20 protein-coding genes and 1 tRNA gene are annotated in these 23,478 nt (G+C 69.6%); 11 read left to right on the top strand and 10 right to left on the bottom strand.

The genetic code is table 11. From position 1 onward, the window contains the following. Positions 1-44: 44 nt before the first annotated feature. On the bottom strand, positions 45-1,085 hold the full coding sequence (gene nth, locus WJM95_RS17415; protein ID WP_339135641.1) for an endonuclease III: 1,041 nt from the start codon (positions 1,083-1,085) through the stop codon (positions 45-47). Positions 1,086-1,532: 447 nt separating this feature from the next. On the opposite strand from nth, the gene WJM95_RS17410 reads away from it, so the two are divergent. Together WJM95_RS17410 and WJM95_RS17405 are read left to right on the top strand one after the other, a co-directional pair. Then, on the top strand, positions 1,533-2,207 hold the full coding sequence (locus tag WJM95_RS17410; protein WP_006382668.1) for a Crp/Fnr family transcriptional regulator: 675 nt from the start codon (positions 1,533-1,535) through the stop codon (positions 2,205-2,207). Positions 2,208-2,363: 156 nt separating this feature from the next. After that, on the top strand, positions 2,364-3,182 hold the full coding sequence (locus tag WJM95_RS17405; RefSeq protein ID WP_339130638.1) for a nucleotidyltransferase: 819 nt from the start codon (positions 2,364-2,366) through the stop codon (positions 3,180-3,182). A 45-nt stretch (positions 3,183-3,227) separates the two neighbouring features. Here the strand turns inward: WJM95_RS17405 and WJM95_RS17400 are convergent, their stop codons facing one another. The 4 genes from WJM95_RS17400 to WJM95_RS17385 form a co-directional block, all read right to left on the bottom strand. Continuing rightward, positions 3,228-4,058, bottom strand: a complete 831-nt coding sequence (locus WJM95_RS17400; protein WP_339130637.1) for an MBL fold metallo-hydrolase — start codon at positions 4,056-4,058, stop codon at positions 3,228-3,230. Continuing rightward, positions 4,055-4,924 (bottom strand): NUDIX hydrolase, encoded by an 870-nt coding sequence (locus WJM95_RS17395; protein ID WP_339130636.1) that lies wholly within the window; start codon positions 4,922-4,924, stop codon positions 4,055-4,057. Before WJM95_RS17395 ends, WJM95_RS17400 begins: the two co-directional genes overlap by 4 nt. Before the next feature lie 308 nt (positions 4,925-5,232). After that, positions 5,233-5,703 (bottom strand): RidA family protein, encoded by a 471-nt coding sequence (locus WJM95_RS17390; RefSeq protein ID WP_326786491.1) that lies wholly within the window; start codon positions 5,701-5,703, stop codon positions 5,233-5,235. Then, positions 5,700-5,861 carry a DUF4177 domain-containing protein gene (locus WJM95_RS17385; RefSeq protein ID WP_075033571.1) on the bottom strand — a complete coding sequence of 54 codons (162 nt, stop codon included), beginning with the start codon at positions 5,859-5,861 and terminating at the stop codon, positions 5,700-5,702. Before WJM95_RS17385 ends, WJM95_RS17390 begins: the two co-directional genes overlap by 4 nt. 126 nt (positions 5,862-5,987) lie before the next feature. Here WJM95_RS17385 and WJM95_RS17380 point away from each other — a divergent pair, with 126 nt between their 5' ends. Beyond that, positions 5,988-6,965 carry an ArsA-related P-loop ATPase gene (locus WJM95_RS17380; RefSeq protein WP_339130635.1) on the top strand — a complete coding sequence of 326 codons (978 nt, stop codon included), beginning with the start codon at positions 5,988-5,990 and terminating at the stop codon, positions 6,963-6,965. Further along, entirely contained in the window at positions 6,962-8,353 is a 1,392-nt protein-coding gene (locus WJM95_RS17375) for an ArsA family ATPase (protein WP_339130634.1), read from the top strand. Before WJM95_RS17380 ends, WJM95_RS17375 begins: the two co-directional genes overlap by 4 nt. Before the next feature lie 407 nt (positions 8,354-8,760). Here WJM95_RS17375 and wblA read toward each other — a convergent pair whose 3' ends face one another. Beyond that, complete coding sequence (wblA, locus tag WJM95_RS17370; protein WP_028799159.1) at positions 8,761-9,099, bottom strand: transcriptional regulator WblA; 339 nt, start codon at positions 9,097-9,099, stop codon at positions 8,761-8,763. A gap of 405 nt (positions 9,100-9,504) precedes the next feature. Here wblA and WJM95_RS17365 point away from each other — a divergent pair, with 405 nt between their 5' ends. After that, positions 9,505-11,778 carry a transglycosylase domain-containing protein gene (locus WJM95_RS17365; RefSeq protein WP_339130633.1) on the top strand — a complete coding sequence of 758 codons (2,274 nt, stop codon included), beginning with the start codon at positions 9,505-9,507 and terminating at the stop codon, positions 11,776-11,778. A gap of 125 nt (positions 11,779-11,903) precedes the next feature. Here the strand turns inward: WJM95_RS17365 and WJM95_RS17360 are convergent, their stop codons facing one another. After that, positions 11,904-12,368, bottom strand: a complete 465-nt coding sequence (locus WJM95_RS17360; RefSeq protein ID WP_339130632.1) for a GatB/YqeY domain-containing protein — start codon at positions 12,366-12,368, stop codon at positions 11,904-11,906. A gap of 309 nt (positions 12,369-12,677) precedes the next feature. Here WJM95_RS17360 and WJM95_RS17355 point away from each other — a divergent pair, with 309 nt between their 5' ends. The 5 genes from WJM95_RS17355 to WJM95_RS17335 all read left to right on the top strand — a co-directional run bounded on the left by WJM95_RS17355 (position 12,678) and on the right by WJM95_RS17335 (position 16,457). After that, positions 12,678-13,604 carry a metallophosphoesterase gene (locus WJM95_RS17355; RefSeq protein ID WP_339130631.1) on the top strand — a complete coding sequence of 309 codons (927 nt, stop codon included), beginning with the start codon at positions 12,678-12,680 and terminating at the stop codon, positions 13,602-13,604. Positions 13,605-13,821: 217 nt separating this feature from the next. After that, positions 13,822-14,622, top strand: a complete 801-nt coding sequence (locus WJM95_RS17350; protein ID WP_339130630.1) for a Pr6Pr family membrane protein — start codon at positions 13,822-13,824, stop codon at positions 14,620-14,622. Positions 14,623-14,650: 28 nt separating this feature from the next. Further along, a tRNA-Pro gene (locus tag WJM95_RS17345) sits at positions 14,651-14,724 on the top strand. 864 nt (positions 14,725-15,588) lie between these two features. Next, complete coding sequence (locus tag WJM95_RS17340; protein ID WP_339130629.1) at positions 15,589-15,996, top strand: hypothetical protein; 408 nt, start codon at positions 15,589-15,591, stop codon at positions 15,994-15,996. A 92-nt stretch (positions 15,997-16,088) separates the two neighbouring features. Beyond that, positions 16,089-16,457 carry a hypothetical protein gene (locus WJM95_RS17335; protein ID WP_339130628.1) on the top strand — a complete coding sequence of 123 codons (369 nt, stop codon included), beginning with the start codon at positions 16,089-16,091 and terminating at the stop codon, positions 16,455-16,457. A gap of 750 nt (positions 16,458-17,207) precedes the next feature. On the opposite strand, the gene WJM95_RS17330 is transcribed toward WJM95_RS17335, so the two are convergent. After that, positions 17,208-17,753, bottom strand: coding sequence for a hypothetical protein (locus WJM95_RS17330; protein WP_339130627.1), 546 nt, complete (start codon positions 17,751-17,753; stop codon positions 17,208-17,210). A 327-nt stretch (positions 17,754-18,080) separates the two neighbouring features. Between WJM95_RS17330 and WJM95_RS17325 the strand changes: the two genes are divergently transcribed. Beyond that, entirely contained in the window at positions 18,081-20,030 is a 1,950-nt protein-coding gene (locus tag WJM95_RS17325) for a hypothetical protein (RefSeq protein WP_339130626.1), read from the top strand. Positions 20,031-20,124: 94 nt separating this feature from the next. Here the strand turns inward: WJM95_RS17325 and WJM95_RS17320 are convergent, their stop codons facing one another. Both WJM95_RS17320 and WJM95_RS17315 read right to left on the bottom strand, forming a co-directional pair. Next, entirely contained in the window at positions 20,125-21,396 is a 1,272-nt protein-coding gene (locus WJM95_RS17320; protein WP_339130625.1) for an acyltransferase, read from the bottom strand. Next, a complete protein-coding gene (locus tag WJM95_RS17315; protein WP_339135635.1) occupies positions 21,393-23,450 on the bottom strand; it encodes a bifunctional polysaccharide deacetylase/glycosyltransferase family 2 protein in 2,058 nt (685 codons plus the stop codon). The genes WJM95_RS17320 and WJM95_RS17315 overlap by 4 nt, the downstream gene beginning before the upstream one ends. Positions 23,451-23,478 lie beyond the last annotated feature (28 nt).

The following is a 23,478-nucleotide window of genomic DNA, read 5'->3' as shown; positions in this document are numbered from 1 at the left end:
CCGTTCTGCTGTTCCCAACGCCCGCCGAGGCCGTGTTCGTTCCGTCATCCGGCACCCAGCGGCGGCGCGGGCATGCCGCCCGCGTCCAGATAGGCCTGCGGGGGATTGAGCCGCTGTCCCGGGAAGCCGCCCTTCTCGTACTTCAGGAGCTTCTTCGCCTTCTCGGGGTCGGTCTCGCCCTCCCCGTAGGCCGGGCAGAGCGGGGCGATGGGGCAGGCGCCGCAGGCGGGCTTGCGGGCGTGGCAGATGCGGCGGCCGTGGAAGATCACGTGGTGCGAGAGCATCGTCCACTCGCTCTTCGGGAAGAGCCCGCCGACGGCCTTCTCGATCTTGTCGGGCTCCTTCTCGTCGGTCCAACGCCAGCGTCGTACGAGCCGCTGGAAGTGGGTGTCGACGGTGATCCCGGGCCGCCCGAAGGCGTTGCCGAGCACGACGAAGGCGGTCTTGCGGCCCACTCCGGGCAGTTTCACGAGGTCTTCGAGGCGCCCGGGCACCTCGCCCCCGAAGTCGTCCCTCAGGGCCCTGGAGAGCCCTATGACGGATTTGGTCTTGGCCCGGAAGAACCCGGTCGGACGCAGGATCTCCTCGACCTCCTCGGGGTTGGCCTCGGCGAGGTCCTCGGGGGTCGGGTACCTGGCGAAGAGCGCGGGCGTCGTCTGGTTCACCCGCAGGTCCGTGGTCTGGGCCGACAGGACCGTGGCGACGACCAGCTGGAAGGGGTTCTCGAAGTCCAGCTCCGGGTGGGCGTACGGGTACACCTCGGCGAGCTCGCGGTTGATGCGGCGGGCCCGGCGGACGAGGGCGGTGTGCGACTCGTTCCGCGGCGGCACGGGGGCGACGGCCTTCTTGGAGGCGGCCTCCCCCGCCGCGAACGTCTTCTTGGAGGCACCCTTGACCGGCGCCGCCTTCTTGGCGGCAGCTTTCACGGGCGCCGCCTTCTCGGCGACAGCTTTCACGGGCGCCGCCTTCTCGGCAGCGGGCTTCGCGGATGCCGTCCCGTCGGCAGCGGATTTCGCGGGCGTCACCTTCTTGGCCGCGCCTTTCGCGGGCGTCACTTTCTTGGCCGTGCCTTTCGCGGATGTCACCTTCTTGGCGGTGCCCTTCGCGGATGTCACCTTCTTGGCCGTCCCGGGTGCCGTCTTCTTCGTGTTCTTCCCGTCGGCCGCCTTCGCCGCCGCCCCCGACACGTCCTCCACCGGCACCGGGCCTGCCGCTTTTGTCGGTTCTTTGGTTCCGTCGGGGACCTGTTCGCCCACAGCGGAATCGCGACGTACAACCACCCGCCCAGCCCCCTTGGCCTGTGCTCTCACCGGCGATTTGGACACCCGGCCAGCCTAAAGCCCGGCACCGACATCCGCCCCGGACCCTGAAGATCGGCCCCCAATTGGCCCCCTGCCGCACTCGTCGGGACGCCAGTGCGGCAGACTTGTGACTGATCACACTGTTTGGACCGTCCGGCAAGATGGGGAACACGGTCCCCTGGTACCAAGGGGGAGCACGGTCCCCTGAGCAGGTCGACAAGGAGAGAACTCGTGGACGACGTTCTGCGGCGCGCCCCGCTCTTCGCGGCGCTCGATGACGAGCAGGCCGCGGAGCTCCGCGCCTCCATGAGTGAGGTGACCCTCGCGCGAGGCGACGCCCTCTTCCATGAGGGCGACCCCGGCGACCGCCTCTATGTGGTCACCGAGGGCAAGGTGAAGCTCCACCGCACCTCCCCCGACGGGCGCGAGAACATGCTCGCCGTCCTCGGCCCCGGTGAACTGATCGGCGAACTGTCGCTGTTCGACCCGGGCCCGCGCACGGCGACCGCCACCGCGCTCACCGAGGTCAAGCTGCTCGGCCTCGGCCACGGCGACCTCCAGCCCTGGCTGAACGCGCGGCCCGAGGTGGCCGCCGCCCTGCTGCGCGCCGTCGCCCGGCGCCTGCGCAAGACCAACGACCAGATGTCCGACCTGGTCTTCTCCGACGTGCCCGGCCGTGTGGCCCGGGCCCTGCTCGACCTGTCGCGCCGCTTCGGTGTGCAGTCCGAAGAGGGCATCCACGTCGTGCACGACCTCACGCAGGAGGAGCTGGCCCAGCTGGTCGGCGCCTCCCGCGAGACCGTCAACAAGGCGCTCGCCGACTTCGCGGGCCGCGGCTGGCTCCGCCTGGAGGCCCGCGCGGTGATCCTCCTGGACGTGGAGCGGCTCGCCAAGCGCTCGCGCTGACACCGTTCGGCCGTACGACGACGGGGTCCCGCCTCCCACCGAGGCGGGACCCCGTCGTCGTACCCCGTGGACAACGGGCACCCGCGGCCGTCCGGCGTCGGCCGCGCGCCCGTAAATGATCTGCGCGACGGCGGCCCCTCCCGGCACAGTGGGCGCATGGACGTGCAGGAACACCGCGGAGGAATCGACGCCGAGGGATACATCGAGCGCGAGGGATCACTCGCGCGCGTGCCGCAGGCCTTCAGACAGGTCGTCGCGGCGGCCCGTGAACGCCTCCTGGGCGTCTTCGGAGCCCGGCTGGACGGCGCGTACCTCTACGGCTCGATCCCGCGCGGCACCGCGCGCGTGGGGCGCTCCGACCTCGACCTGCTGCTGTCCCTGCGCGCCGAGCCGACCGAGACGGACCGCGCCGACGCCCGCGCGCTCGAAGCGGCACTCGACGGGGAGTTCGCAGAGATCGACGGCGTGGGAACGCTGCTGTTCGGCCGCGAGCGGCTGCTGAGCGACCTGGAGAGACACGACCTCGGCTGGTTCGTCGCCTGCCTGTGCACCCCGCTCCTCGGCGAGGACCTGGGCGCACACCTTCCGCGCTACCGTCCCGACACACTGCTGGCCCGCGAGACGAACGGCGACCTCGCCCTGCTGCTGCCGGGCTGGCGCGAGCGGATCGCCGCGGCAGAGGACACCGACGAGGCCAGACGCCCCCTGGTCCGCTCGATGTCCCGGCACCTCGTGCGCACCGGCTTCACGCTCGTCATGCCGCGCTGGAACGGCTGGACCAGCGACCTGGGGGAGATGGCCGGGGCGTTCGGCGCGTACTACCCGGAGCGGGCGGCCGAACTGAGGAACGCGGCCGTACGCGGACACGAGCCGACCGGCGACCCCGCCGTGCTCCGCTCCTACGTTGACGATCTCGGCCCGTGGCTCGCCGCCGAGTACGCGCGCGTGCACGGCATCAAGGCGCCCCGCCCGTGAGTCCTCCCCCGGACCACTGGAGAACGCCACCAAGGCCCGGGTGACCTAGATCAGCCCGTGCTCGCGCAGATAGTCCATCTGCGCCCGCACCGACAGCTCGGCCGCGGGCCAGAGCGACCGGTCCACGTCCGCGTAGACGTGGGCGACGACCTCTTCGGGAGCCCGCAGGCCGTTCTCCACGGCGGTCTCGACCTGGGCGAGCCGGTGGGCGCGATGGGCGAGATAGAACTCGACCGCGCCCTGCGCGTCGTCGAGGACCGGTCCGTGACCGGGCAGGACGGTGTGGACGCCGTCGTCGACCGTCAGCGAGCGCAGCCGGCGCAGCGAGTCGAGATAGTCGCCCAGACGCCCGTCGGGATGGGCCACCACGGTCGTACCGCGCCCCAGGACGGTGTCCCCGGTCAGCACGGCCCGGTCGGCCGGGAGATGGAAGCACAGCGAGTCGGCGGTGTGCCCCGGAGTCGGCACGACCCTCAGTTCCAGCCCGCCGAGGCTGATCACGTCGCCGGCGGCCAGCCCCTCGTCCCCGAGGCGCAGCGCCGGGTCCAGGGCGCGCACGGAGGTCCCCGACAGCTCGGCGAAGCGCGAGGCGCCCTCCGCGTGGTCGGGATGCCCGTGCGTGAGCAGGGTCAGCGCGACGCGCTTACCGGCCTTCTCCGCGGCGCCGAGGACGGCGCGCAGATGTACGTCGTCCAGGGGGCCGGGGTCGATGACGACCGCGAGCTCGGAATCGGGCTCGGACACGATCCACGTGTTCGTGCCGTCCAGGGTCATCGGGGAGGCGTTGGGGGCGAGGACGTTCACCGCGCGCGCGGTGGCGGGGCCGGAGAGGACCGTGCCTCGCGGCTGGCCGGGGAGCGCTGCCGCGTCGCTCATGCGGAGGCTCCGCCGGTCGGGATGTGCTTGGTGAACTCGTCGTGTCCGGGCCAGGAGAGGACGACCTCGCCGTCCTCCAGCCGGGCCTCGGCCAGGACGGGGGTCAGATCACGGGCGGCCGCGCCCGCGAGGGCGTCGGCGGACCTCTCGTACTCCACGATCCCGCGCAGCGTGGCGATGGTGGGCGGCATCATCAGCAGCTCGCCCTTGTCGTAGCCCGCCGCCGCGTCGGCCGGACGGATCCACACCGTGCGGTCGGCCTCCGTGGACGCGTTCCGTGTGCGCTGGCCCTCCGGGAGGACGGCGACGAAGAACCACGTGTCGTAGCGGCGGGACTCGAACTCCGGAGTGATCCAGCGGGCCCAGGCCCCGAGCAGGTCCGAGCGGAGCACGAGCCCCCTGCGGTCGAGGAACTCGGCGAAGGACAGGTCCCTGGCGACCAGGGCCGCCCGGTCCGCCTCCCAGTCGTCCCCGGTCGTGTCACCGACCACGCTGTCCGGGCTGGGGCCGGCGAGCAGGACGCCCGCCTCCTCGTACGTCTCTCGTACGGCCGCGCACACGATGGCCTGCGCGGAGGTCTCGTCCACGCCGAGCCGCTCCGCCCACCACGCGCGCGTGGGCCCGGCCCAACGGATCTGCTGCTCGTCGTCGCGCGGGTCCACGCCACCGCCCGGATACGCGTACGCGCCCCCGGCGAAGGCCATGGAGGCGCGTCGGCGCAGCATGTGGACCACCGGGCCGGTCTCGCCGTCCTTGACCAGCATCACCGTGGCGGCACGCCGGGGCGTGACCGGTGTCAGCGTGCCCTCGGCCAGCGCCCGAATCCGCTCCGGCCACTCCGCCGGAAACCATTGCCCATTCCCCATGGCCGGAGGCTATCCCGAGCCGGGCGGATGTTCGAGGCCCCACCGCCCCAGAGGCGACAGTGGCCCCTCCGTCCCATCCCCCGCCCCTGGAACGCCGGAGGGGCTGAAACTCACGCACGTGAGGGACGGCACCCAAGCCACAGCACTCCCGCAGCCGGGATGGGACGCGAGGGGCCGTGCCGGTACATCGATGGCCGTCGCCACCGACGGTCACTCCTCACCCAACGGCGACGGCCTGATGCACCGGCACGGCTCCGACCCACCCACCGGACCGAACCCGCAGCCGGGTCAGGCGACACCCGGAAGGGCTACGCGTGCGTCAGCTCCACCTGGATCTCGACCTCCACCGGAGCGTCCAGCGGCAGAACAGCGACACCGACCGCACTCCGCGCGTGCACGCCCTTGTCGCCCAGCACAGCCCCGAGCAGCTCACTCGCACCGTTCAGCACACCCGGCTGCCCCGTGAAGTCCGACGCCGAGGCCACGAACCCCACGACCTTGACGACACGCGCGATGCGATCGAGGTCACCCACGACCGACTTCACCGCCGCCAGGGCGTTCAGCGCGCACGTACGGGCCAGTTCCTTGGCCTCCTCGGCCGTGACCTCGGCCCCGACCTTCCCGGTGACCGGGAGCTTCCCGTCCACCATCGGAAGCTGCCCGGCGGTGTACACGTACACGCCCGACTGCACGGCGGGCTGGTACGCGGCCAGCGGCGGGACGACACCGGGAAGGCTCAGCCCGAGTTCGGCGAGCTTCGCCTCGACAGCCCCGCTCATGCGGACTTCTCCCGCTTCAGGTAGGCCACGAGCTGCTCGGGGTTGTTGGGCCCGGGCACGACCTGCACGAGCTCCCAGCCGTCCTCGCCCCAGGTGTCCAGAATCTGCTTCGTGGCATGGACGAGCAGCGGCACGGTGGCGTATTCCCATTTGGTCATGTGGCCGACTGTAGCCGCTGGCGACCACCGGCTCCCGCCCGAGCCACCCCCCGCCCCGCCGCCGCAGGCACGGCTTGTCCACAGCCTCCTGCGTACTCCGGCGGCGGACTGGTTAGGCTCGAATACGTGAGCAGGCTCCAGGTCGTCAGCGGCAAGGGCGGTACCGGCAAGACCACGGTAGCCGCCGCCCTCGCGCTCGCCCTCGCGACCGAGGGCAAGCGCGCCCTTCTGGTCGAGGTCGAGGGCAGACAGGGCATCGCGCAGCTCTTCGAGACAGAAGCGCTGCCCTACGAGGAGCGGAAGATCGCCGTCGCTCCAGGTGGCGGGGAGGTGTACGCCCTCGCCATCGACCCCGAACTGGCTTTGCTGGACTACCTCCAGATGTTCTACAAACTGGGCGGCGCCGGCCGCGCCCTGAAGAAACTCGGCGCGATCGACTTCGCGACCACCATCGCCCCCGGGCTGCGGGACGTCCTCCTGACCGGCAAGGCCTGCGAGGCGGTGCGGCGCAAGGAGAAGAGCGGCCGCTTCACGTACGACTACGTGGTGATGGACGCGCCGCCCACGGGCCGCATCACCCGCTTCCTGAACGTCAACGACGAGGTCGCCGGCCTTGCGAAGATCGGCCCGATACACAATCAGGCCCAGGCCGTCATGCGTGTCCTCAAGTCCCCGGAGACGGCGGTCCACCTGGTGACGCTGCTGGAGGAGATGCCCGTACAGGAGACCGCGGACGGGATCGCGGAGCTGCGCGCGGCGAAGCTCCCCGTGGGCCGGATCATCGTGAACATGGTGCGCCCGGCACTCCTCGACAGCGTCGATCTGGAGCTGGCGAAGGACGCTCCCCGTTCGGCGATCGCCAAGTCGCTCTCCTCGGCCGGTCTCGGCGGCGCGCGCCGCGGCGGGCTCGCGGAAAGGCTGGTGGACCCGCTTCTCCAGCAGGCCGAGGAGTACGGCGAGCGGTACACGCTGGAGACCGAGCAGCGGAGCGTGCTGGCCGAACAGGGCCTGCCGTTGCGCGAACTCCCGCTGCTCGCCGAGGGCCTGGACCTGGCGGGCCTGTACGAACTGGCCGCACTGCTGCGCAAGCAAGGGATGTCATGAGCCTGGACCCGGCACGCGTCCTCGATCTGGACCCGCTGCTCGACGACCCGGAGACCCGCATCGTGGTGTGCTGCGGCTCGGGCGGTGTCGGCAAGACGACCACGGCCGCGGCTCTCGGGCTGCGGGCCGCGGAGCGCGGCCGCAAGGTGGTCGTGCTCACCATCGACCCCGCGCGCAGACTGGCGCAGTCCATGGGCATCGACTCCCTCGACAACACTCCGCGCCGGGTGAAGGGGGTCGAGGGGAGCGGCGAGCTGCACGCCATGATGCTCGACATGAAGCGCACGTTCGACGAGGTCGTCGAGGCGCACGCGGACGGCGACCGGGCGGCCGCCATCCTCAACAACCCCTTCTACCAGTCGCTTTCGGCGGGCTTCGCGGGCACGCAGGAATACATGGCGATGGAGAAGCTCGGCCAGCTGAGGGCGCGCGACGCGTGGGACCTGATCGTGGTCGACACACCGCCGTCCCGTTCGGCGCTGGACTTCCTGGACGCCCCGAAGCGGCTCGGTTCCTTCCTCGACGGGAAGCTGATCCGGCTGCTGACTGCGCCGGCCAAGCTGGGCGGCCGGGCCGGCATGAAGTTCCTGAACGTCGGGATGTCGATGATGACGGGCACCCTGGGAAAGCTGCTCGGGGGCCAGCTCCTGAAGGACGTGCAGACGTTCGTCGCGGCCATGGACACCACCTTCGGCGGTTTCCGTACGCGCGCCGACGCCACGTACAAGCTGCTCCAGGCGCCCGGCACCGCGTTCCTGGTCGTGGCGGCCCCCGAGCGGGACGCGCTGCGCGAGGCCGCGTACTTCGTGGAGCGGCTGGCCGCCGAGGAGATGCCGTTCGCCGGGCTGGTGCTCAACCGGGTGCACGGCAGCGGGGCCACCCAGCTCTCCGCCGAGCGGGCACTCGCCGCCGCGGAGGATCTCGACTCCGCGGAGGCGGAGAACCCCGAACCGGGCACCACGGAGCCGACCGAGCCCGGCGCATCGGATTCCGCCGACGCAGAAAATCTTGCCGACGCCCGCATTGTGGATCAGGCGGACGGGAAGGCTGGACTTCGTAACTCTCCTGGCACGTACGGCAGTTCAGAAGTACCGGGTTCCGGTGCTTCAGCTCCTGACGAAGGCTCCCCCGCCATCACGGACAGGACCGCCGCCACGGCCCCGGAACGATCCGTCGACCAGCTCACCGCAGGCCTGCTGCGACTCCACGCCGAGCGGATGCAACTGCTCTCCCGCGAGCAGCGCACGCGTGACCGCTTCGCCGCCCGCCATCCCGAGGTGCCGGTGGCCGAGGTGGCCGCGCTGCCCGGCGACGTGCACGACCTCGCGGGACTGCGGGACATCGGCAACCGCCTCGCGGCCCACCGGCCGGAGCTTCCCGAAAGCTGAACGCGGAGCTGAAGCCGGACGCGGAGCGAAAGCCGAGCACGGAGCGAAAGCCGAGCGCGGAGCTAAAGCCGAGCACGGAGCCCCCGAAGGGACGCTTGTGGAGCCCCCAGGACGCTTCGTGGTGCCCTTGAGGGCGCGTTGGAGGCCCAGCCCGGCCCCCGCGGGCCTCCGACGGGCCGGGTGGGCCCGTACGAGTCCGAGGGGCCCTGGAGCGGCGCCCTGGCCGCGTGCGCATGAACGCGACGCCCTGACCCTGACCACGGTCCTGACCCTGACCACGGTCCGAAGCGGCGTCCCCGTCCCGATGGACGAACCCCCACCGGACGAACTCACCGCGCCGGAGAAATCCCCCGCGCCGGACGGACGCCCCACGATGAGCGACCCCGCCCACGACGGGCGAGTTCCCCTCACCCCACCGCCGCGTAGCGCTCGTACACCTCTTCCTCGTCGAGGGGCAGCAGCCCCGCCCCGCGTTCGTACTCCGTACGCGCGGTCTCGAGCAGGCGCCGCCACGAGGTGACGGTCGGCCGCCGGCGCAGCAACGCACGGCGCTCGCGCTCGGTCATGCCACCCCACACGCCGAATTCGACGCGGTTGTCGAGCGCATCGGCGAGGCACTCCGTGCGAACCGGACATCCGGTGCACACTGCCTTGGCCCTGTTCTGCGCTGCTCCTTGAACGAACAGTTCATCTGGATCGGTAGTGCGGCAGGCCGCCTGCGCACTCCAGTCGGTTACCCAGCCCATACCGGCGCCGTCCTCTCCCGAATCGAGGCTCCCCCACGGCGGCAGCGGCATATTCACCGCCGCCAGTTGAGGACGTTACGGAAGGTGGGCACAGCGCAACACCCCCTTCGGGCCCAATCTTGAATGGCCCGAACGGACTATGCGTAAGCGGCAGATCACCCGGGGGAGTGAGCCGAGGACATGCGCGACCATTCCGGCGAACCGGGACAGTCAGGTCGAGTCACAACGGACGCCATGTGACACACAAGGCTGATTCGGACACGCGCTCCACAAGAACGCGGAACCTCCGGAACGATTCGGGTTCGCCGGACGTATTGATACGTGGCCGCACTGCTGTGACAGTTGAGAGCAGCTTAGGCCAAGGCATATACGCGTGTCCGGCGAATGAGAACGTAGGCTGCCCTCATGCCAAAGAAGCGCTCGGGCGGTGGTCTGTCCCCTACGCAGCAGGCCGCCAAGTTCCTCGGTGTCAGCGTGCTCGCGGGCGCCGTCATGGCCGGAATCGCGCTGCCCGCCGCGGGCGCGCTCGGTCTCGCGGCCAAGGGCTCGGTCCAGGGGTTCGATGACATTCCGGACAATCTGAAGAGTCCGTCACTGAGTCAGCGGACCACGATCCTGGACAGCAAGGGCGGTCAGCTCGCGACCGTGTACTCGCGCGACCGCACGGTGGTCGACCTCAAGAATATCTCGCCCTACATGCAGAAGGCGATCGTCGCGATCGAGGACTCGCGCTACTACCAGCACGGCGCGATCGACCTGAAGGGCATCCTGCGCGCGGTCAACCAGAACGCGCAGAACGGCGGCGTGGCCCAGGGCGCCTCCACCCTGACGCAGCAGCTGGTGAAGAACTACTTCGTGGAGGAGGCGGGCGACGACCCGACCAAGGTCGCGCAGGCCACCCAGCAGACCATCGGCCGCAAGGTCCGTGAGCTGAAGTACGCGATCCAGCTGGAAGAGAAGCTGGGCAAGAAGAAGATCCTCGAGAACTACCTGAACATCACGTTCTTCGGGGAGCAGGCGTACGGCATCGAGGCCGCTTCCCAGCGCTACTTCTCCAAGCCCGCCAAGAACCTGAACCTCCAGGAGGCGGCGCTCCTCGCGGGCATCGTCCAGTCGCCGAGCCGGTACGACCCGGTGAACGACGAGGAGGAGGCGATCAAGCGCCGCAACACCGTGCTCCAGCGCATGGCCGAGGTGCACGACATCTCCCAGGAGCAGGCCGACGCCGCCAAGGCGACGAAGCTCGGGCTGCACGTCAGCCAGCCGAAGAACGGCTGCATCACGGCGGTCGAGGGCGCCGGCTTCTTCTGCAAGTACGTGGAGAACGTCTTCCTGAGCGACCCGGTCTTCGGCAAGACCAAGGAGGACCGGGCGAAGATCTGGAACCAGGGCGGCCTGACGATCCGTACGACGCTCGACCCGCAGTCCCAGGCGTCGATCCGGACCTCGCTGAAGAAGCACGTCTGGAAGACCGACAAGGTCGCCGCGGCGGCCACCCTGGTCGAGCCCGGCACCGGGAAGATCCTCGGGATGGGCCAGTCGAAGCCATTCGGCTACGGCAAGAACGAGACCGAGTACAACTACTCGGTCAACTACGACATGGGCGGCTCGAACTACGGCTTCCCGACCGGTTCGACGTTCAAGCCGTTCGTGGCCGCCGCGGCGCTGGAGCAGGGCCGGCCGGCGACGCAGGAGTACTCCTCGCCGAACTCGATGCTGTACCCCAGCCCCGTCCAGACGTGCGGCAGCAAGCCGTGGACGAACCAGGCGAACGAGCGGGTCCCGAACGAGAGCGCGTCCGAGAAGGGCCCGTACCAGCTGAAGGAGGCGATGGCCAAGTCGGTCAACACCTACTTCGTGCAGATGATCTCCGACATCGGCCTGTGCCCGGTGATGAACCAGATCGACAAGCTCGGCGTGGTCCAGGGCAACGGCGACAAGCTCCCCGAGGTGCCCTCCATCGCCCTGGGCGCCAAGGGCATCTCGCCGCTCACCATGGCGACGGCGTACGCCGCCTTCGCCTCCCGCGGCATGTACTGCACCCCGGTGGCCATCGAGTCGATCAGCCAGAAGATCGGCGGCCGCGAGAAGTCCCTGGACGTGCCCAAGTCGACCTGCTCGCGGGCCATGTCCGAGTCGACCGCGGACACCGTCAACAGCCTGCTGAGCGGTGTGATCGACTCCGGTACGGGCCAGCAGGCCGGTCTCACCGACCGCGCCAACGCCGGTAAGACGGGTACGACCGACGAGCGCAAGAACGCCTGGTTCGTCGGCTACACGCCGAACCTCTCCGGCGCCGTCTGGGTCGGCAGCGCCACCCAGCGGGTCCACATGGTGAACATCCAGATCGGCGGCGTCTACCAGGCGAAGGTGTACGGCGGTCAGGTCCCGGGCCCGATCTGGCGCGACCTGATGACCGGCGCCCTCGTGGGCAAGGACGCGCCGTCCTTCAACCTGATCAACATCCCCGACCCCGACAAGAACAAGGGCCAGGGCCAGGACGACAACAACAAGGGCCGCGGCCGCCACGGCGGAGGGAACGGCAACACCACCGACGGCAACACCATCAGCGGTCTGACCGACGGCGGAGTGACGTTCCCGTCGCCCACGTTCTCCCTCCCCAACGGGTGGATCCAGGGCAACACGAACAACGGCAACGGAAACGGCGGCCAGCGCTGACCCGTACACCGCGAGCCGGCACGTGAACGCGTGAACGCCCCGTGGCCCAGGAGTCGATCCTGGGCCACGGGGCGTTCGGCGTAAGGGGTGTTGCGGGGCGTCCCGTACGGAGACGGGAGCCTGCGTCAGCCCGCGAGCAGCTGCTTCACGGCGGCGGCGACACGGCCGCCCTCGGCCTGCCCGGCCACCTTCGGGTTCACGATCTTCATGACGGCACCCATCGCGCGCGGGCCCTCGGCACCGGCCGCCTTCGCCTCCTCGACGGCCTGGGCCACGATCAGCCGAAGCTCGTCGTCGGACAGCTGCTTGGGCAGATAGGCGGCGAGCACCTCGCCCTCCGCGAGCTCACGCTCGGCCGACTCGGGACGCCCGCCCTGCGCGAAGGCCTCCGAGGCCTCACGCCGCTTCTTCGCCTCGCGGGCGATCACCTTCTGCACCTCGTCGTCGGAGAGTTCGCGCTTGGTCTTGCCCGCGACCTCCTCGTTGGTGATCGCGGAGAGGGTGAGCCGGAGCGTCGAGGAGCGGAGCTCGTCGCGCCCCTTGATCGCGGCGTTGAGGTCTTCCTGCAACTTCGACTTGAGCGTGGTCATGCCGTCAAGTGTCGCAGGTGCGGTGACGCGGACGCCTGTTGATTTCGCAGCGCGCCCGCCCGAGCACCCAAGTCCCGTACATGACCGTCTCCCCCGCGGTCCCCGAGGGCCGTACGTGACCGTCTCCCCCGCGATCCCGGAGGGCCGTACGTGACCGTCTCCCCCGCGATCCCGGAGGACCGTACGTGACCCTCTCCCCCGCGGTCCCGGAGGACCGTGTGCGACGGTCTCCCCCGTGCTCCCGTACGGGACTTCCGGACTGTCCACAGCCGGGTAAGAGCGCTCACCGGAGTCTGACACGATGGACGTATGCGCGCGCGATACGGAGTACCCCTGGGAATCACGGCGGTGGGCGCCGCCGGTCTGCTGTACTCGGCGGGGTTCGAGGCCCGTTCCTTCCGCCTGCGGCGGGTGACCGTCCCGGTGCTGCCTGCCGGGATGCGTCCGCTGCGCATCCTCCAGGTCTCCGACATCCACATGGTGGGCGGACAGCGCAAGAAGCAGCGCTGGCTGCGCTCCCTGGCGGGTCTGCGCCCCGACTTCGTGATCAACACCGGGGACAACCTCTCGGACCCGGAGGCAGTGCCCGAGGTGCTGGACGCGCTCGGCCCCCTGATGGAGTTCCCCGGCGCCTACGTCTTCGGCTCGAACGACTACTACGGCCCCACGCTCCGCAACCCCGCCCGCTACCTCTTCGAGAAGGCGGCGGGCCGCCACGGACTGAACGGCAACAAGCCGGTCGTGGGCGCCGTCCACAACCCGTGGGAGGACCTGCGCGAGGGTTTCGACACCGGGGGCTGGCTGAACCTGACGAACACCCGCGGGACGCTGAAGATCGAGGGCGCGGAGATCGAGCTGACGGGCCTCGACGACCCGCACATCAAGCGCGACCGCTACGCACGCGTGGCTGGCGGCCCGTCCGCGTCCGCCGACTTCTCGATGGGCGTGGTGCACGCCCCGTACCTGCGCGCCCTGGACGCCTTCACCGCCGACGGATACCCCCTGATCCTGGCGGGCCACACCCACGGCGGTCAGATCTGCCTCCCCTTCTACGGCGCCTTCGTCACCAACTGCGACCTCGACACGGACCGCGTGAAGGGCCTCTCCCGGCATACGGCGGAGGACCACACCTCGTACCTGCACGTCTCGGCCGGCTGCGGCGCGAGCCGCTACACCCCGGTCCGCTTCGCCTGCCCGCCGGAGGCGTCGCTGCTGACGCTGGTGGAGCGGGGCTAGGAACCCTCGGAGATCCTGTCCCGGCCCCGGTTCTGCGTACTGGGCGTACGCGGGCCCGGGGCCGGAAACGTTCCGGAGCGCGACCGGCCGCACGGAGCGGACCGGCCCCACCCGTGTCACGGCCACCGGGATGACGGAGACGACGTCCCGCACGCCCCCGTAACCCACCCAGTCGCCCCATATCGCCCGAATGCCCTGATCCGCTTAGCGTGAGGGCATGATCAACCCCATACCGAGGGACATACCCGATCTCCCCGCGATACCGGGCATGATCCCTTCGACCCGCCCCTACGTCCCCGCGACGGCGGTGGTGGCTCCCGCCCGGCGCCCCGCCACGGCGGCGTACCGCGTCCTGGTGGCGCTCGCGGCCGCGACGGGCGTGGCCATCGAGATGAAGCTGGGCTCCCCGGTCCGGGTGCTGAGCTACTTCACGATCCAGACGAATCTGCTCGTCGCCGTCGTCTTCGCGGTGTCGGCCCGCCGGGCCTGGTCGGCGCGCAGGCCCCTGCCCGGGGTCCTGGCCGGCGGCACGTTGATCTACATCTCGATCACCGGTCTGGTCTACCACCTGATCCTGGCGAACGAGTCGACCCCGTTCTCCATGACCGGAGGCAACGGTGCGCCCTCCGGCTGGCAGGCGCTCGCCAGCCAGCTGCTGCACACGGTCACACCGATCGCCGTCGCCGTCGACTGGCTGCTCCTGACGCGCCCGACCCCCCTGGCACTGCGCGACGCGGCGACCTGGCTGATCTACCCCCTCGCCTACCTGACCTTCTCCCTGGCCCGCGGTGCGGCGCTGAGCGCCGGAACACCGGCGCGCTACCTCTACCCCTTCGTCGACGTGGACCGACACGGCTACGGCGGCGTCCTCGGCAACACCGCCGTGCTGGGCGTCGCCTTCTACGCCCTGGGCCTGTTCATCGTCGTCCTCGACCACCTGCGCCCCGACCCCGTCCGACGCCGCCTGCGGCGCCCCGAAAACCGGATTTCGTCTCAGGCCAGCGGTGGGCTAAAGTAAACGACGTCGCCGCGAGAGCAGCGACGATCGGGGTGTAGCGCAGCTTGGCAGCGCGCTTCGTTCGGGACGAAGAGGTCGTGGGTTCAAATCCCGCCACCCCGACAGCTGAAACACCAGGTCAGGGCCGGTTTTCCTTCACGGGGAACCGGCCCTGACTCGTTTCTCGTCCGAGAGTTCGTCGGGTGACCGCGCTCGGAGTCCTGCGCCCCGGCAGCATGGGAGCAGCCGTAGCCGTCCAGGCCCTGCGTTCCGGTGCTGAGGTTCTGTGGTGCTCGGGCAACGGACGCAGTACGAGGACCAGGGACCGGCGTCTCCCCCGCGACGATGGTCAACATCAGCGGCATCTTGCAGCGCTCCGGGGCGATCGTGGTGGACGGCTCCGTAGTCGGCACTCCGCCGTCGGATTCGAAGAGTCCTCGCCTCTACCTCGCTGGACCGACCAAGGCTCTGCCGTCAGTCGTTTCCACCGGTCCGAATGCAGGCATCGACGCCCCGGCCCCTTCGTACGCCGGATCGGAGCCGACGACATCGCCGAGACCACCCGGGCGATCCCCAACGAGCACTCCCCCGTCCTGGGCATCACCAACAACCCGATAACTTAAGGAAGTTGATCAAGTCCTGCGCCAGTGCAGCACCCACGAGAGCAACGACCCACGGACAGCCGGCAGACTTCACCTCACCGCGTGAAGATCACCAAGTGCTGGAGTACTGGGGCACCAGCACCCGAACGGGCGACCCGATCCCGCCTGTCGCCACACCTCAGGTTTCGCTCAACCGTGCGAGCGGAGGCGGGAGTCGGCGCTAGGGTCTCTCCTCGGCGGCTGTAGAGGCCGTTGTCGACCAAAGAAAACCGAGGGGAAACGCGTGAGCCGAATTTCGCGAATCATGTCGGCAGGCTGTGTCGCAGGGGCACTGGCCGTCATCAGCTCCACACCTGCATCCGCGGCTGTGCCCATGAGTTGCCCGATGACCAAGGGCTACGATTTTTCCGGCAGTTACAACTACTACCGGGACCTGGAACCCCGTTCCGGCGGCGACAGCGGTACCACGATCAGCATCACCTTCCACAAGGGCAAGACGACGACGTCCACCGTGGGCGGATCGATCTCGGGCGAAGCGAAAGTGGTCTTCGTCAAGGCGTCGGCGACGTTCGACTACCACTACGCATGGCAGTGGACGAACGGCACGACCCACACGTGGTCGTGGACAGTGCCGAACAACATGCGGCACGGTTACCTCCACGCGGGCGTGAAGGTCCGGTACACGAAGTGGAACTACAACCAGACGCAGCCCAACTGCTCCACCAAGGTGCTGCGCAGCGGATCGGCGCGGCTGGTCTACAAGGGCCAAGAAACCTGGCACGGAAAGAGCTAATGCGCAGAAGACATCTGGCCGTACTGCCAGTCATCGTCATCCTGGCCGCCGGGTGTGGGGGAGGCGGAGGGGGAGGGGGAAACCGGGCTCCTGTGGGCAGCCCGCCGACATCAGTTCTGGTGTCTGATCCGGACCGTCCAGACAGCGGAAAGGCGACGCCGGGCCATCTCGGGCCCGGGACGGTCAAACTTCCTGTTCCTGTTGACCGGATCGCCGAACTGGGCGTCCGCTACGACTGTCTCGGACCTGGCGGTCTCACTGTCACCAGCGGAACCGGCCTCAGCGCCGAGGCCGGTGGCTGCGACGACAGCGCCACGTTCGGCGCCCGCATCAAGGCGAAGGATTTGCACGGCAGAAAATTCGCCGACACGGTCACCGTCACGGTCGGCAAGGGTACGAGGTGGCGTATGTCCGTGGACATCACCACCAAGGACGGTATCAAGCAGACCGTCCACGGCTGATCGCGTGACGACACCCCCGCTGATGCTGATCTCTGGCTACGGGCTGACGCGGGGGCGACAACGTTCCAGGCCGGCTCCGGCCAGGAAACCGATGAGGAGTTCGGGGTGGCGCTGGGCGTAGCGCAAGGTGCTCTTCGTGGCCCAGTACTCCAGTCGTACTTGGTGATCTGACGGATCAACGGGGTGGCGGGTTCAGTCGAGGTCGGTGCGGCGTCGCTTGCGGTGGGAAGCCGCATCTCAACCGTTCTCGCAACCTGCCGGCCCCACGGGCTGCGCCACAGTGCGGCGTCGGGCTGCGCCTTCGCCCTCGTCGGCGTTGGCCGGGCTGAGCCGCTCCGCAAGATGCGACACGACGAGGTCGGGGTCTCCGGCTGTTCGCGCCGGCGGGTGTCCCAGGGATGGGGCATGACAGCGCATGCCGGGGCGGCTTCAACGGTGCGGCCTGGGCTTCCAACCACTCCGCAGCCCATCCGCAACAGCGGAGCTTCGACTCCCTCTCGGTAATTCCTTGTCCACGCCGAGTCAAACCGAATTCCGCCCGCTATCAGCGCGCCCATGTGACCGGTCGTCAGCCGATCGGGCCGAAGCCGGGCCGTCCATGGGGCGTCCGAGGTTGCCCAACAGCGGCCACCGCGACCAGGCGCACCATCCCACCGCCCCCGAGACGGGAAGCGGCCGGTCACCAGGATCTCCGACAAGACCCGGGGCAGGACGACAGATCTTCGCTGCCCATGGCGACTCCGCCGGCTGCTACAACTGCCGCGGATCTGCCCCCAGGACGGCGGGGTCTTCGGAGCGCAGGCGGAATGTCGCGGTGACACCCAGGCTCTTTCGAGCGGTGAGGTAGAACATGTCGCGTTGCTCCTGGAACTGCCTGAAAGCCCGCGTCCAGTCCTCCGGTGTTCCCGAGCGCTGGTCACGAGCGAAGTGCTCCAGCACCCAGGCGTGGCGCTGTAGTGCCCTGGCCGCCGAGATGGTTTCGGCGTCCCCCATGAGGAGGACGGCCTCGAACGCGTAGCCCCGCTCCAGCTCTGCGTCGGCCAGCATCGCCAGGCCGGCTTCCTGTCCGAGCGGCTGGGGAAGATCGAACAGTCCTTTGCCCGCGGCCAGGCGCCCCGCCAAGGACGTGAATCTCTTGATCGCGTCCGCGTACCGGAGGTAGGACTCCAGGCGGCGTTCATCCCATCGCGTCGAGAGTTGGCGACGCCAGCGCGACCTTTCCATGAGGGCTCCGCCCACGTAGGACGCTGCGGCACCGACGAGCACGCCTATCAACGTGAACAGTTGCCCCGACATGGCCCCCCCTGTCGACCGGTTCGTTCCCGGGACGACCTTACTGTCAGCTTCGATCGTCCACGCGCTGACGAGCAGTGGTCCAGCAGGGCTCCCTTCAGGCGCCGCGGGCTCGGAGGTGTCCGGAGCGGGCGGGTGCTCAAAGGATGTGCGAACAGGTGCAGTTGGCGGCATCGGCCCGTTCCGGAAACCCCTTGCTGTCCTGTCGGTGGCAGGCACTAGAGTTCGACCCGTTGCGTCATGTTCACAGCAACCGTACAGAGAGCGCGGCCGGCCTCCGGATGTCCGGGGCGGCGAGGCCGCGCCGTTCCCGTGGGGGGAAATCCAGCAGTGAGATCACGCTCTTTGGTGTCGGCGGCCCTGTCCGCCGCACTGGGCGCCGCGCTCCTCGCCGCGCCCGCGCTGGCGTACGCGGCGGACGGCGGCACGCCCGCGCGGAACGCGGCGGCCGCCGCGACCGCGGACGAGACGCCCGGTCCGACGCCGACGCCGACGGACACGCCCACCCCGTCCGACACTTCCTCGGACACCCCGGCCCCGTCCGACACACCCTCCGACACCCCGGCCCCGTCCGACACACCCTCCGACACCCCGGCCCCGTCCGACACGCCCTCCGACACCCCGGCCCCGTCCGACCCGTCGGCCACCACCCCCGGTCCGCCCGTCGACGAACCGTCGCCGACCCCGACCGACCCGAGCGGCACCCCGACGCCCGACCCGAGCGGCAGCGCGCCCGGCGCCGGCGTCCCGGTGTTCGGCGACGTCGGCTCCGACCCTTCCGACACCGGCTTCCTGACGGTCGCCGTCTCCTCCGACTCGCCGATCACCGAGGTGTCCGCCGACCTCACCGAGCTGCACGGCGCGAACCCCGCGACCGTCGCCGTCACCGGCTTCACGCTCGTCTCCGGCACGCCGCAGGACGGCGTGTGGCGCTCGCCTCGCATGTCGCAGCTGCCTTCGTACGGCACCTACGACGTGACGGTCGGCGCCGAGGACAGCGACGGCGACAGCACCACGGCGGCCGGCGTCACCACCGTGGACGTCGAGCCGAAGCCGGTCTTCGCCGACCGCAGCATCAGCCCCGCCGTGCTCGACGTGGAGCACAAGCACGTCCAGCTCAGCGGCCGTATCTCGCTCTTCGACCCGATCACCGGCGACACCTCGCCGCTGGCCGGGAAGGCGCTGAGTGTGGTGGCCGAGTACTCCTACAGCGCCGTCACCGCCGCCGACGGAAGCTACGCGATCGACGTGGCGCCGCGGCTGAACGGCGAGAACGCCACCTCCGTGCCGGTCTCGCTCTCCTTCTGGATCGCCAACCCCGACGGCACGAACACCTATGTGCTCGTCGACAGCAAGACCCTGCCGGTCAAGGTCAGCCCGAGCCGGATCCGGCTCGACCACGCCGGCGCGCAGATCAAGTTCGGCGCCAAGGCCTCCGCGTCCGGTGTCGTGGAGTACCTGTACGACGGCACCTGGCGCCCGGCCAAGGGCGTCGCGGTCGACATGGGCTACTACGCCACGGCGACCAGCGGTACCGGCGGGCGCTTCACGCTCACCGATCCCTACATGCCGTACGACGACGCCACGTACACGGTCGGGACGAGCCGCGACAGCTACCTGGCCGACCCGTATCTGACCGCCTCGCACGCGCAGTTCAAGGTCGACGTCATCAACCGGACGAACATCTGCTTCTGTTCGAGCTGGATCGACGCGTACTCCAACCTGCACGTCCAGGGCAGCATGAGCGCCAGCAACGGCAAGGTGCCGCCGAACCACAAGCTGTACCTCCAGCAGTCGGCCGACGGCAGGACCGGCTGGAAGTCGCTCGGCTGGTTCACCACGAAGTCCGACGGGACCTTCAACCTCGACGGGTACGTGGCGGTGCCGAAGGGCTACTGGCGGCTGTACTCGGCGGGTTCGTCGGACTACCAGCCCGGCTACTCCAACTCCGTGCACTTCAACCGCACCGCCACCAGGATCACCGGCTTCAACGCCGGTCCCGAGCCGGTGCGCAAGGGCCACACCGTGACCGCCACGGGCACCTTGCAGCGGCTGAGCGGCACGAAGTGGGCGGCGTTCGGCAAGCAGCGCGTCTACATCCTCTTCCAGGCCAAGGGCAAGAAGTCCTGGACGCAGCTGGGTTCGGTCAAGACCGACTCGCACGGCCGCTTCACCGCCCGCTTCACCGCGAAGCAGGACGGCACCTGGGTCGGGGTCTACCTCGCGTCCGGCTCCTACGTGGACGCCGAGAGCTACCACGACTACGTGGACGTGCGCTGACCGGGACGTTCTGACCACCGACGCGAAGGGCGCCCCGGAAACCTCCGGGGCGCCCTTCGCCGTCACGGCCGACCGGCCGCGCACCGTCTCAGGTCTAACGCCCGCGCCGGCGGCCCCCCTTGGAGCGCCCCGGGTACGGGAAGAGGCGGGGCCGGCGCTTGGCGGCCACGTCCTCGATCCAGCCGAAGAGCACGATCGCCAGGCAGATCAGCGGAACCGCGACCGCCAGCGGGGTCCACTGGCTCACCAGCAGCCACTGCGCGTGGTCGTAGAAGAAGGTGTTGTTCCACAGCTGGTCGATCAGCGGCTCGGTCAGCACCAGCGCGAACGAGTGCCACAGATAGACGGTGACCGCGCGGGAGTTGAGCAGGCTGATCACGCCGTTGAACCTCTCCAGCGGCTTGGGCCACTGCTCCCAGGACGGGCTCAGGTGGAGCAGCAGCATCACGGCGCCGAACGACCAGATCGCCTGGGCGACCGGCACCGCTTCCAGGTCGTGCCCGATCCGGGGGTTGTCCACCGGCGCCCGCAGCAGCCACCACAGGCCGAACATGAGCACCAGCGGCGCCACGGACGGCACGATGTACTGCGGGATCCTGCGGAGCAGCCCCTCCTGGTGGGCCATGCCGAGCAGCCAGCAGGAGCCGAAGGTGGTGAAGTCGGTGGCGGCTTCCATCAGCCGGCCGGACTGGTCGATCAGTCCGGAGTTGATGAGGAACGCGAGCGCCAGCGGCACCAGCAGGGTGACCCAGGGCATTTTCCGCATCGCCTTGAGCAGGAGCGGCGACAGCAGTACGTACCAGAGGTAGGCGCGCAGGTACCAGAGCGGCACACAGATCTGCTCGGCCCAGGAGCTCGGCAGGTGCCCGCCGAAGGTGTGCAGCGTCGCCCCGAAGGGCGGTTCGCTGAACGGCAGGACCCAGTACGCCAGATCGGCCCACCACCAGTCGGGGTGGTGGGCGGCGTCGGGCCGCCAGCCCTGGAGCAGCATCAGCGGGACCACGACCGCGCCGAACAGCCACATCGGCGGCAGCAGACGGCGCAGCCGGCCGCGGATCACGCTCAGCGCCGGCCGGTTCAGGGAGCGCACCATCAGCGAGCCGGCGAGCGCGAACATCACGCCCATGGAGGGGAAGACGATCGGCAGCCAGGTCCAGCTGAAGTTGTGGTAGACCACCACGCGGACCAGGGCGAGCGCCCGCAGCAGGTCGAGGTAGCGGTCACGGCCGGGCTTCCGCGCGGGTGCGGGGGCGGCCTCCTCGGGCTGCGGGGCGCGCGGCGTGGGTATCAGGTCGGGGTCCACCCTCAGGGCGACCGTGTCGGAAGGGCCTCGGGTGCCGTAGGCACCCCGTTCTGCGGTACTCATGAAGTCATCGCCCCCGTTGTGACATCGAGCCCCACCTCGCCGGTGCGCTTCAGCTTCTGCCAGCGCAACCGGCCTCCCGTCAGAGCGGTGATGGCGGACTGCATCAGCACCATGTACATGAGCACGCGGTAGACCACCTGCTGGGCCGGCAGCGTGATCAGATGCCACGCCTTCTCCTTGTCCAGCCGGAAGGACCACCAGGCGCAGACGGCCTGGAGGGCCATCACCGCGAACCACGCGGCCAGGGTCTTGTAGGCGTCGACGAAGACCACGCCGTAGACCATGCCGATGTCGAAGGCGGGCGCGAGCAGCGGGGTGACCACCATGAACAGGGCGACGAACGGCAGGCCCACGCGGCCGAAGTGGCCGGCCGCGCCGCGCTCCAGGAGCGCGTGCCGGTGCTTCCACATCGCCTGCATGGTGCCGTAGCTCCAGCGGTAGCGCTGCGACCACAGCTGCTTCATGCTGACGGGCGCCTCGGTCCAGGCCCGGGCGTTCTCCGCGTAGACGACCCGCCAGCCGGCCCGGTGCAGGGCCATGGTCACGTCGGTGTCCTCGGCGAGGGTCTCGTCGCTCATGCCGCCGGCCTCCTCGAGCGCGGAGCGGCGGAAGCCGCCCACGGCGCCGGGGATGGTCGGCATGCAGTTGAGCACGTCGTACATCCGGCGGTCGAGGTTGAAGCCCATGACGTACTCGATGTGCTGCCAGGCGCCGATCAGCGTGTCGCGGTTGCCGACCTTGGCGTTGCCCGCGACCGCGCCGACGCGCGGATCGCCGAAGGGCTGCACCAGTTCCCGCACGGTGGACGGCTCGAAGACCGTGTCGCCGTCCATCATGACGATCAGGTCGTACGAGGCGGCGGCCACACCGGTGTTGAGGGCGGTCGGCTTGCCGCTGTTCGGCTGCCGGATCAGGCGGACCATCGGCAGGTCGAGTTCCTCGACGATGGCGGAGGTGTCGTCGGTCGACCCGTCGTCGACCACGATGACCTCGATGGGGTAGTCGCTCGCGGCCAGCGAGAGCAGGGTGTTGGTGATGCACTCCTGCTCGTTGTACGCGGGGACGACCACGGTGACCGGTTCGGTGACCGGATCACCCCAGGTGAAGCCCGGTTTGCGGATGCGCCGTACGTGGATGGCCGAGAGCAGCAGCATCAGCACGAACCGCGCCATGACCAGCGCGCCGACGACCGCGAGCAGCCCGACCAGGAACGGCATCAGCCACACCGAGAAGGTGGTGCACCACAGGAACGCCTTGCCGACCCACAGGTTGTAGCTGGTGACCTTCGTATTGGCGGAGCCGGTGCCGAGCGCCTCGCCGGTGGTCTTGAAGGTGTAGCCCTGGGCCTTGAGCTTCTCGATGATGATCGGCAGCGCGGTCAGCGTCTGCGACCGGTTGCCGCCCGCGTCGTGCAGCAGGATCATCTCGCCCTGGCCGGGCAGGTCGGGCATGGCGGCCTTGACGATGGAGTCGACGCCGGGGCGCTTCCAGTCGTCGGTGTCCTTGTTGATGAAGGTGGTCAGGTACCCCTCGGACCCGGCCTGCTTGGTCACCGGCCACGACCAGTCGTCCAGCGCGTCCACCGTGGAGGAGTAGGGCGGGCGGAACAGGCTGGAGTGGATGCCGGCGACACCGGCCAGCGCGAGCTGGGTCTCGCCCAGTTCCCAGGTGAGCCGGCTGCCGGAGTGCAGCGCGAGGTCGGGGTGGGTGAAGGTGTGCAGGCCGATCTCGTGGCCGTCGGCCACGATCCGCCGGATCAGCGCCGGGTTGCGCGTGACCATCGAACCGGTGACGAAGAAGTCGGCGCGGACGTGCTCGCGCTTCAGCACCTCGAGGATCTTCGGCGTCCACTGGGGGGACGGTCCGTCGTCGAAGCTGAGGACGACCGTCTTGTTCGGGATCGTGTAGCTGACCGGCTTGCCGTTCTTGTCGCCGCGCGCGTCGACGACCGGACCGCCTTCCAGCACGCTGGTCGGGACGGTGACCTTGTCCACGGAGGTGGCGATGCGCTCGTCGTGGAAGACCTCGTTGTTCGCCATGCCCCGGAGCACCATCAGGGCGAGCAGGGTCGTCAGTACGGTC

Source organism: Streptomyces sp. f51, from assembly GCF_037940415.1.
Classification (GTDB): Bacteria; Actinomycetota; Actinomycetes; order Streptomycetales; family Streptomycetaceae; genus Streptomyces.
This window is presented reverse-complemented; position numbering and strand designations above follow the sequence as displayed.

Excerpts from the sequence above, each read along its gene's own strand:
- WJM95_RS17350 (WP_339130630.1), top strand. The coding sequence starts at position 13,822 with ATGATCAACCCCATACCGAGGGACATACCCGATCTCCCCGCGATACCG.
- WJM95_RS17400 (WP_339130637.1), bottom strand. The coding sequence starts at position 4,058 with ATGAGCGACGCGGCAGCGCTCCCCGGCCAGCCGCGAGGCACGGTCCTC.
- WJM95_RS17340 (WP_339130629.1), top strand. The coding sequence starts at position 15,589 with ATGACCAAGGGCTACGATTTTTCCGGCAGTTACAACTACTACCGGGAC.
- WJM95_RS17330 (WP_339130627.1), bottom strand. The coding sequence starts at position 17,753 with ATGTCGGGGCAACTGTTCACGTTGATAGGCGTGCTCGTCGGTGCCGCA.
- WJM95_RS17315 (WP_339135635.1), bottom strand. The coding sequence starts at position 23,450 with ATGGTGCTCCGGGGCATGGCGAACAACGAGGTCTTCCACGACGAGCGC.
- wblA (WP_028799159.1), bottom strand. The coding sequence starts at position 9,099 with ATGGGCTGGGTAACCGACTGGAGTGCGCAGGCGGCCTGCCGCACTACC.
- WJM95_RS17360 (WP_339130632.1), bottom strand. The coding sequence starts at position 12,368 with ATGACCACGCTCAAGTCGAAGTTGCAGGAAGACCTCAACGCCGCGATC.
- WJM95_RS17365 (WP_339130633.1), top strand. The coding sequence starts at position 9,505 with ATGCCAAAGAAGCGCTCGGGCGGTGGTCTGTCCCCTACGCAGCAGGCC.
- WJM95_RS17375 (WP_339130634.1), top strand. The coding sequence starts at position 6,962 with ATGAGCCTGGACCCGGCACGCGTCCTCGATCTGGACCCGCTGCTCGAC.
- WJM95_RS17385 (WP_075033571.1), bottom strand. The coding sequence starts at position 5,861 with ATGACCAAATGGGAATACGCCACCGTGCCGCTGCTCGTCCATGCCACG.
- WJM95_RS17395 (WP_339130636.1), bottom strand. The coding sequence starts at position 4,924 with ATGGGGAATGGGCAATGGTTTCCGGCGGAGTGGCCGGAGCGGATTCGG.
- WJM95_RS17405 (WP_339130638.1), top strand. The coding sequence starts at position 2,364 with ATGGACGTGCAGGAACACCGCGGAGGAATCGACGCCGAGGGATACATC.
- WJM95_RS17355 (WP_339130631.1), top strand. The coding sequence starts at position 12,678 with ATGCGCGCGCGATACGGAGTACCCCTGGGAATCACGGCGGTGGGCGCC.
- WJM95_RS17390 (WP_326786491.1), bottom strand. The coding sequence starts at position 5,703 with ATGAGCGGGGCTGTCGAGGCGAAGCTCGCCGAACTCGGGCTGAGCCTT.
- WJM95_RS17320 (WP_339130625.1), bottom strand. The coding sequence starts at position 21,396 with ATGAGTACCGCAGAACGGGGTGCCTACGGCACCCGAGGCCCTTCCGAC.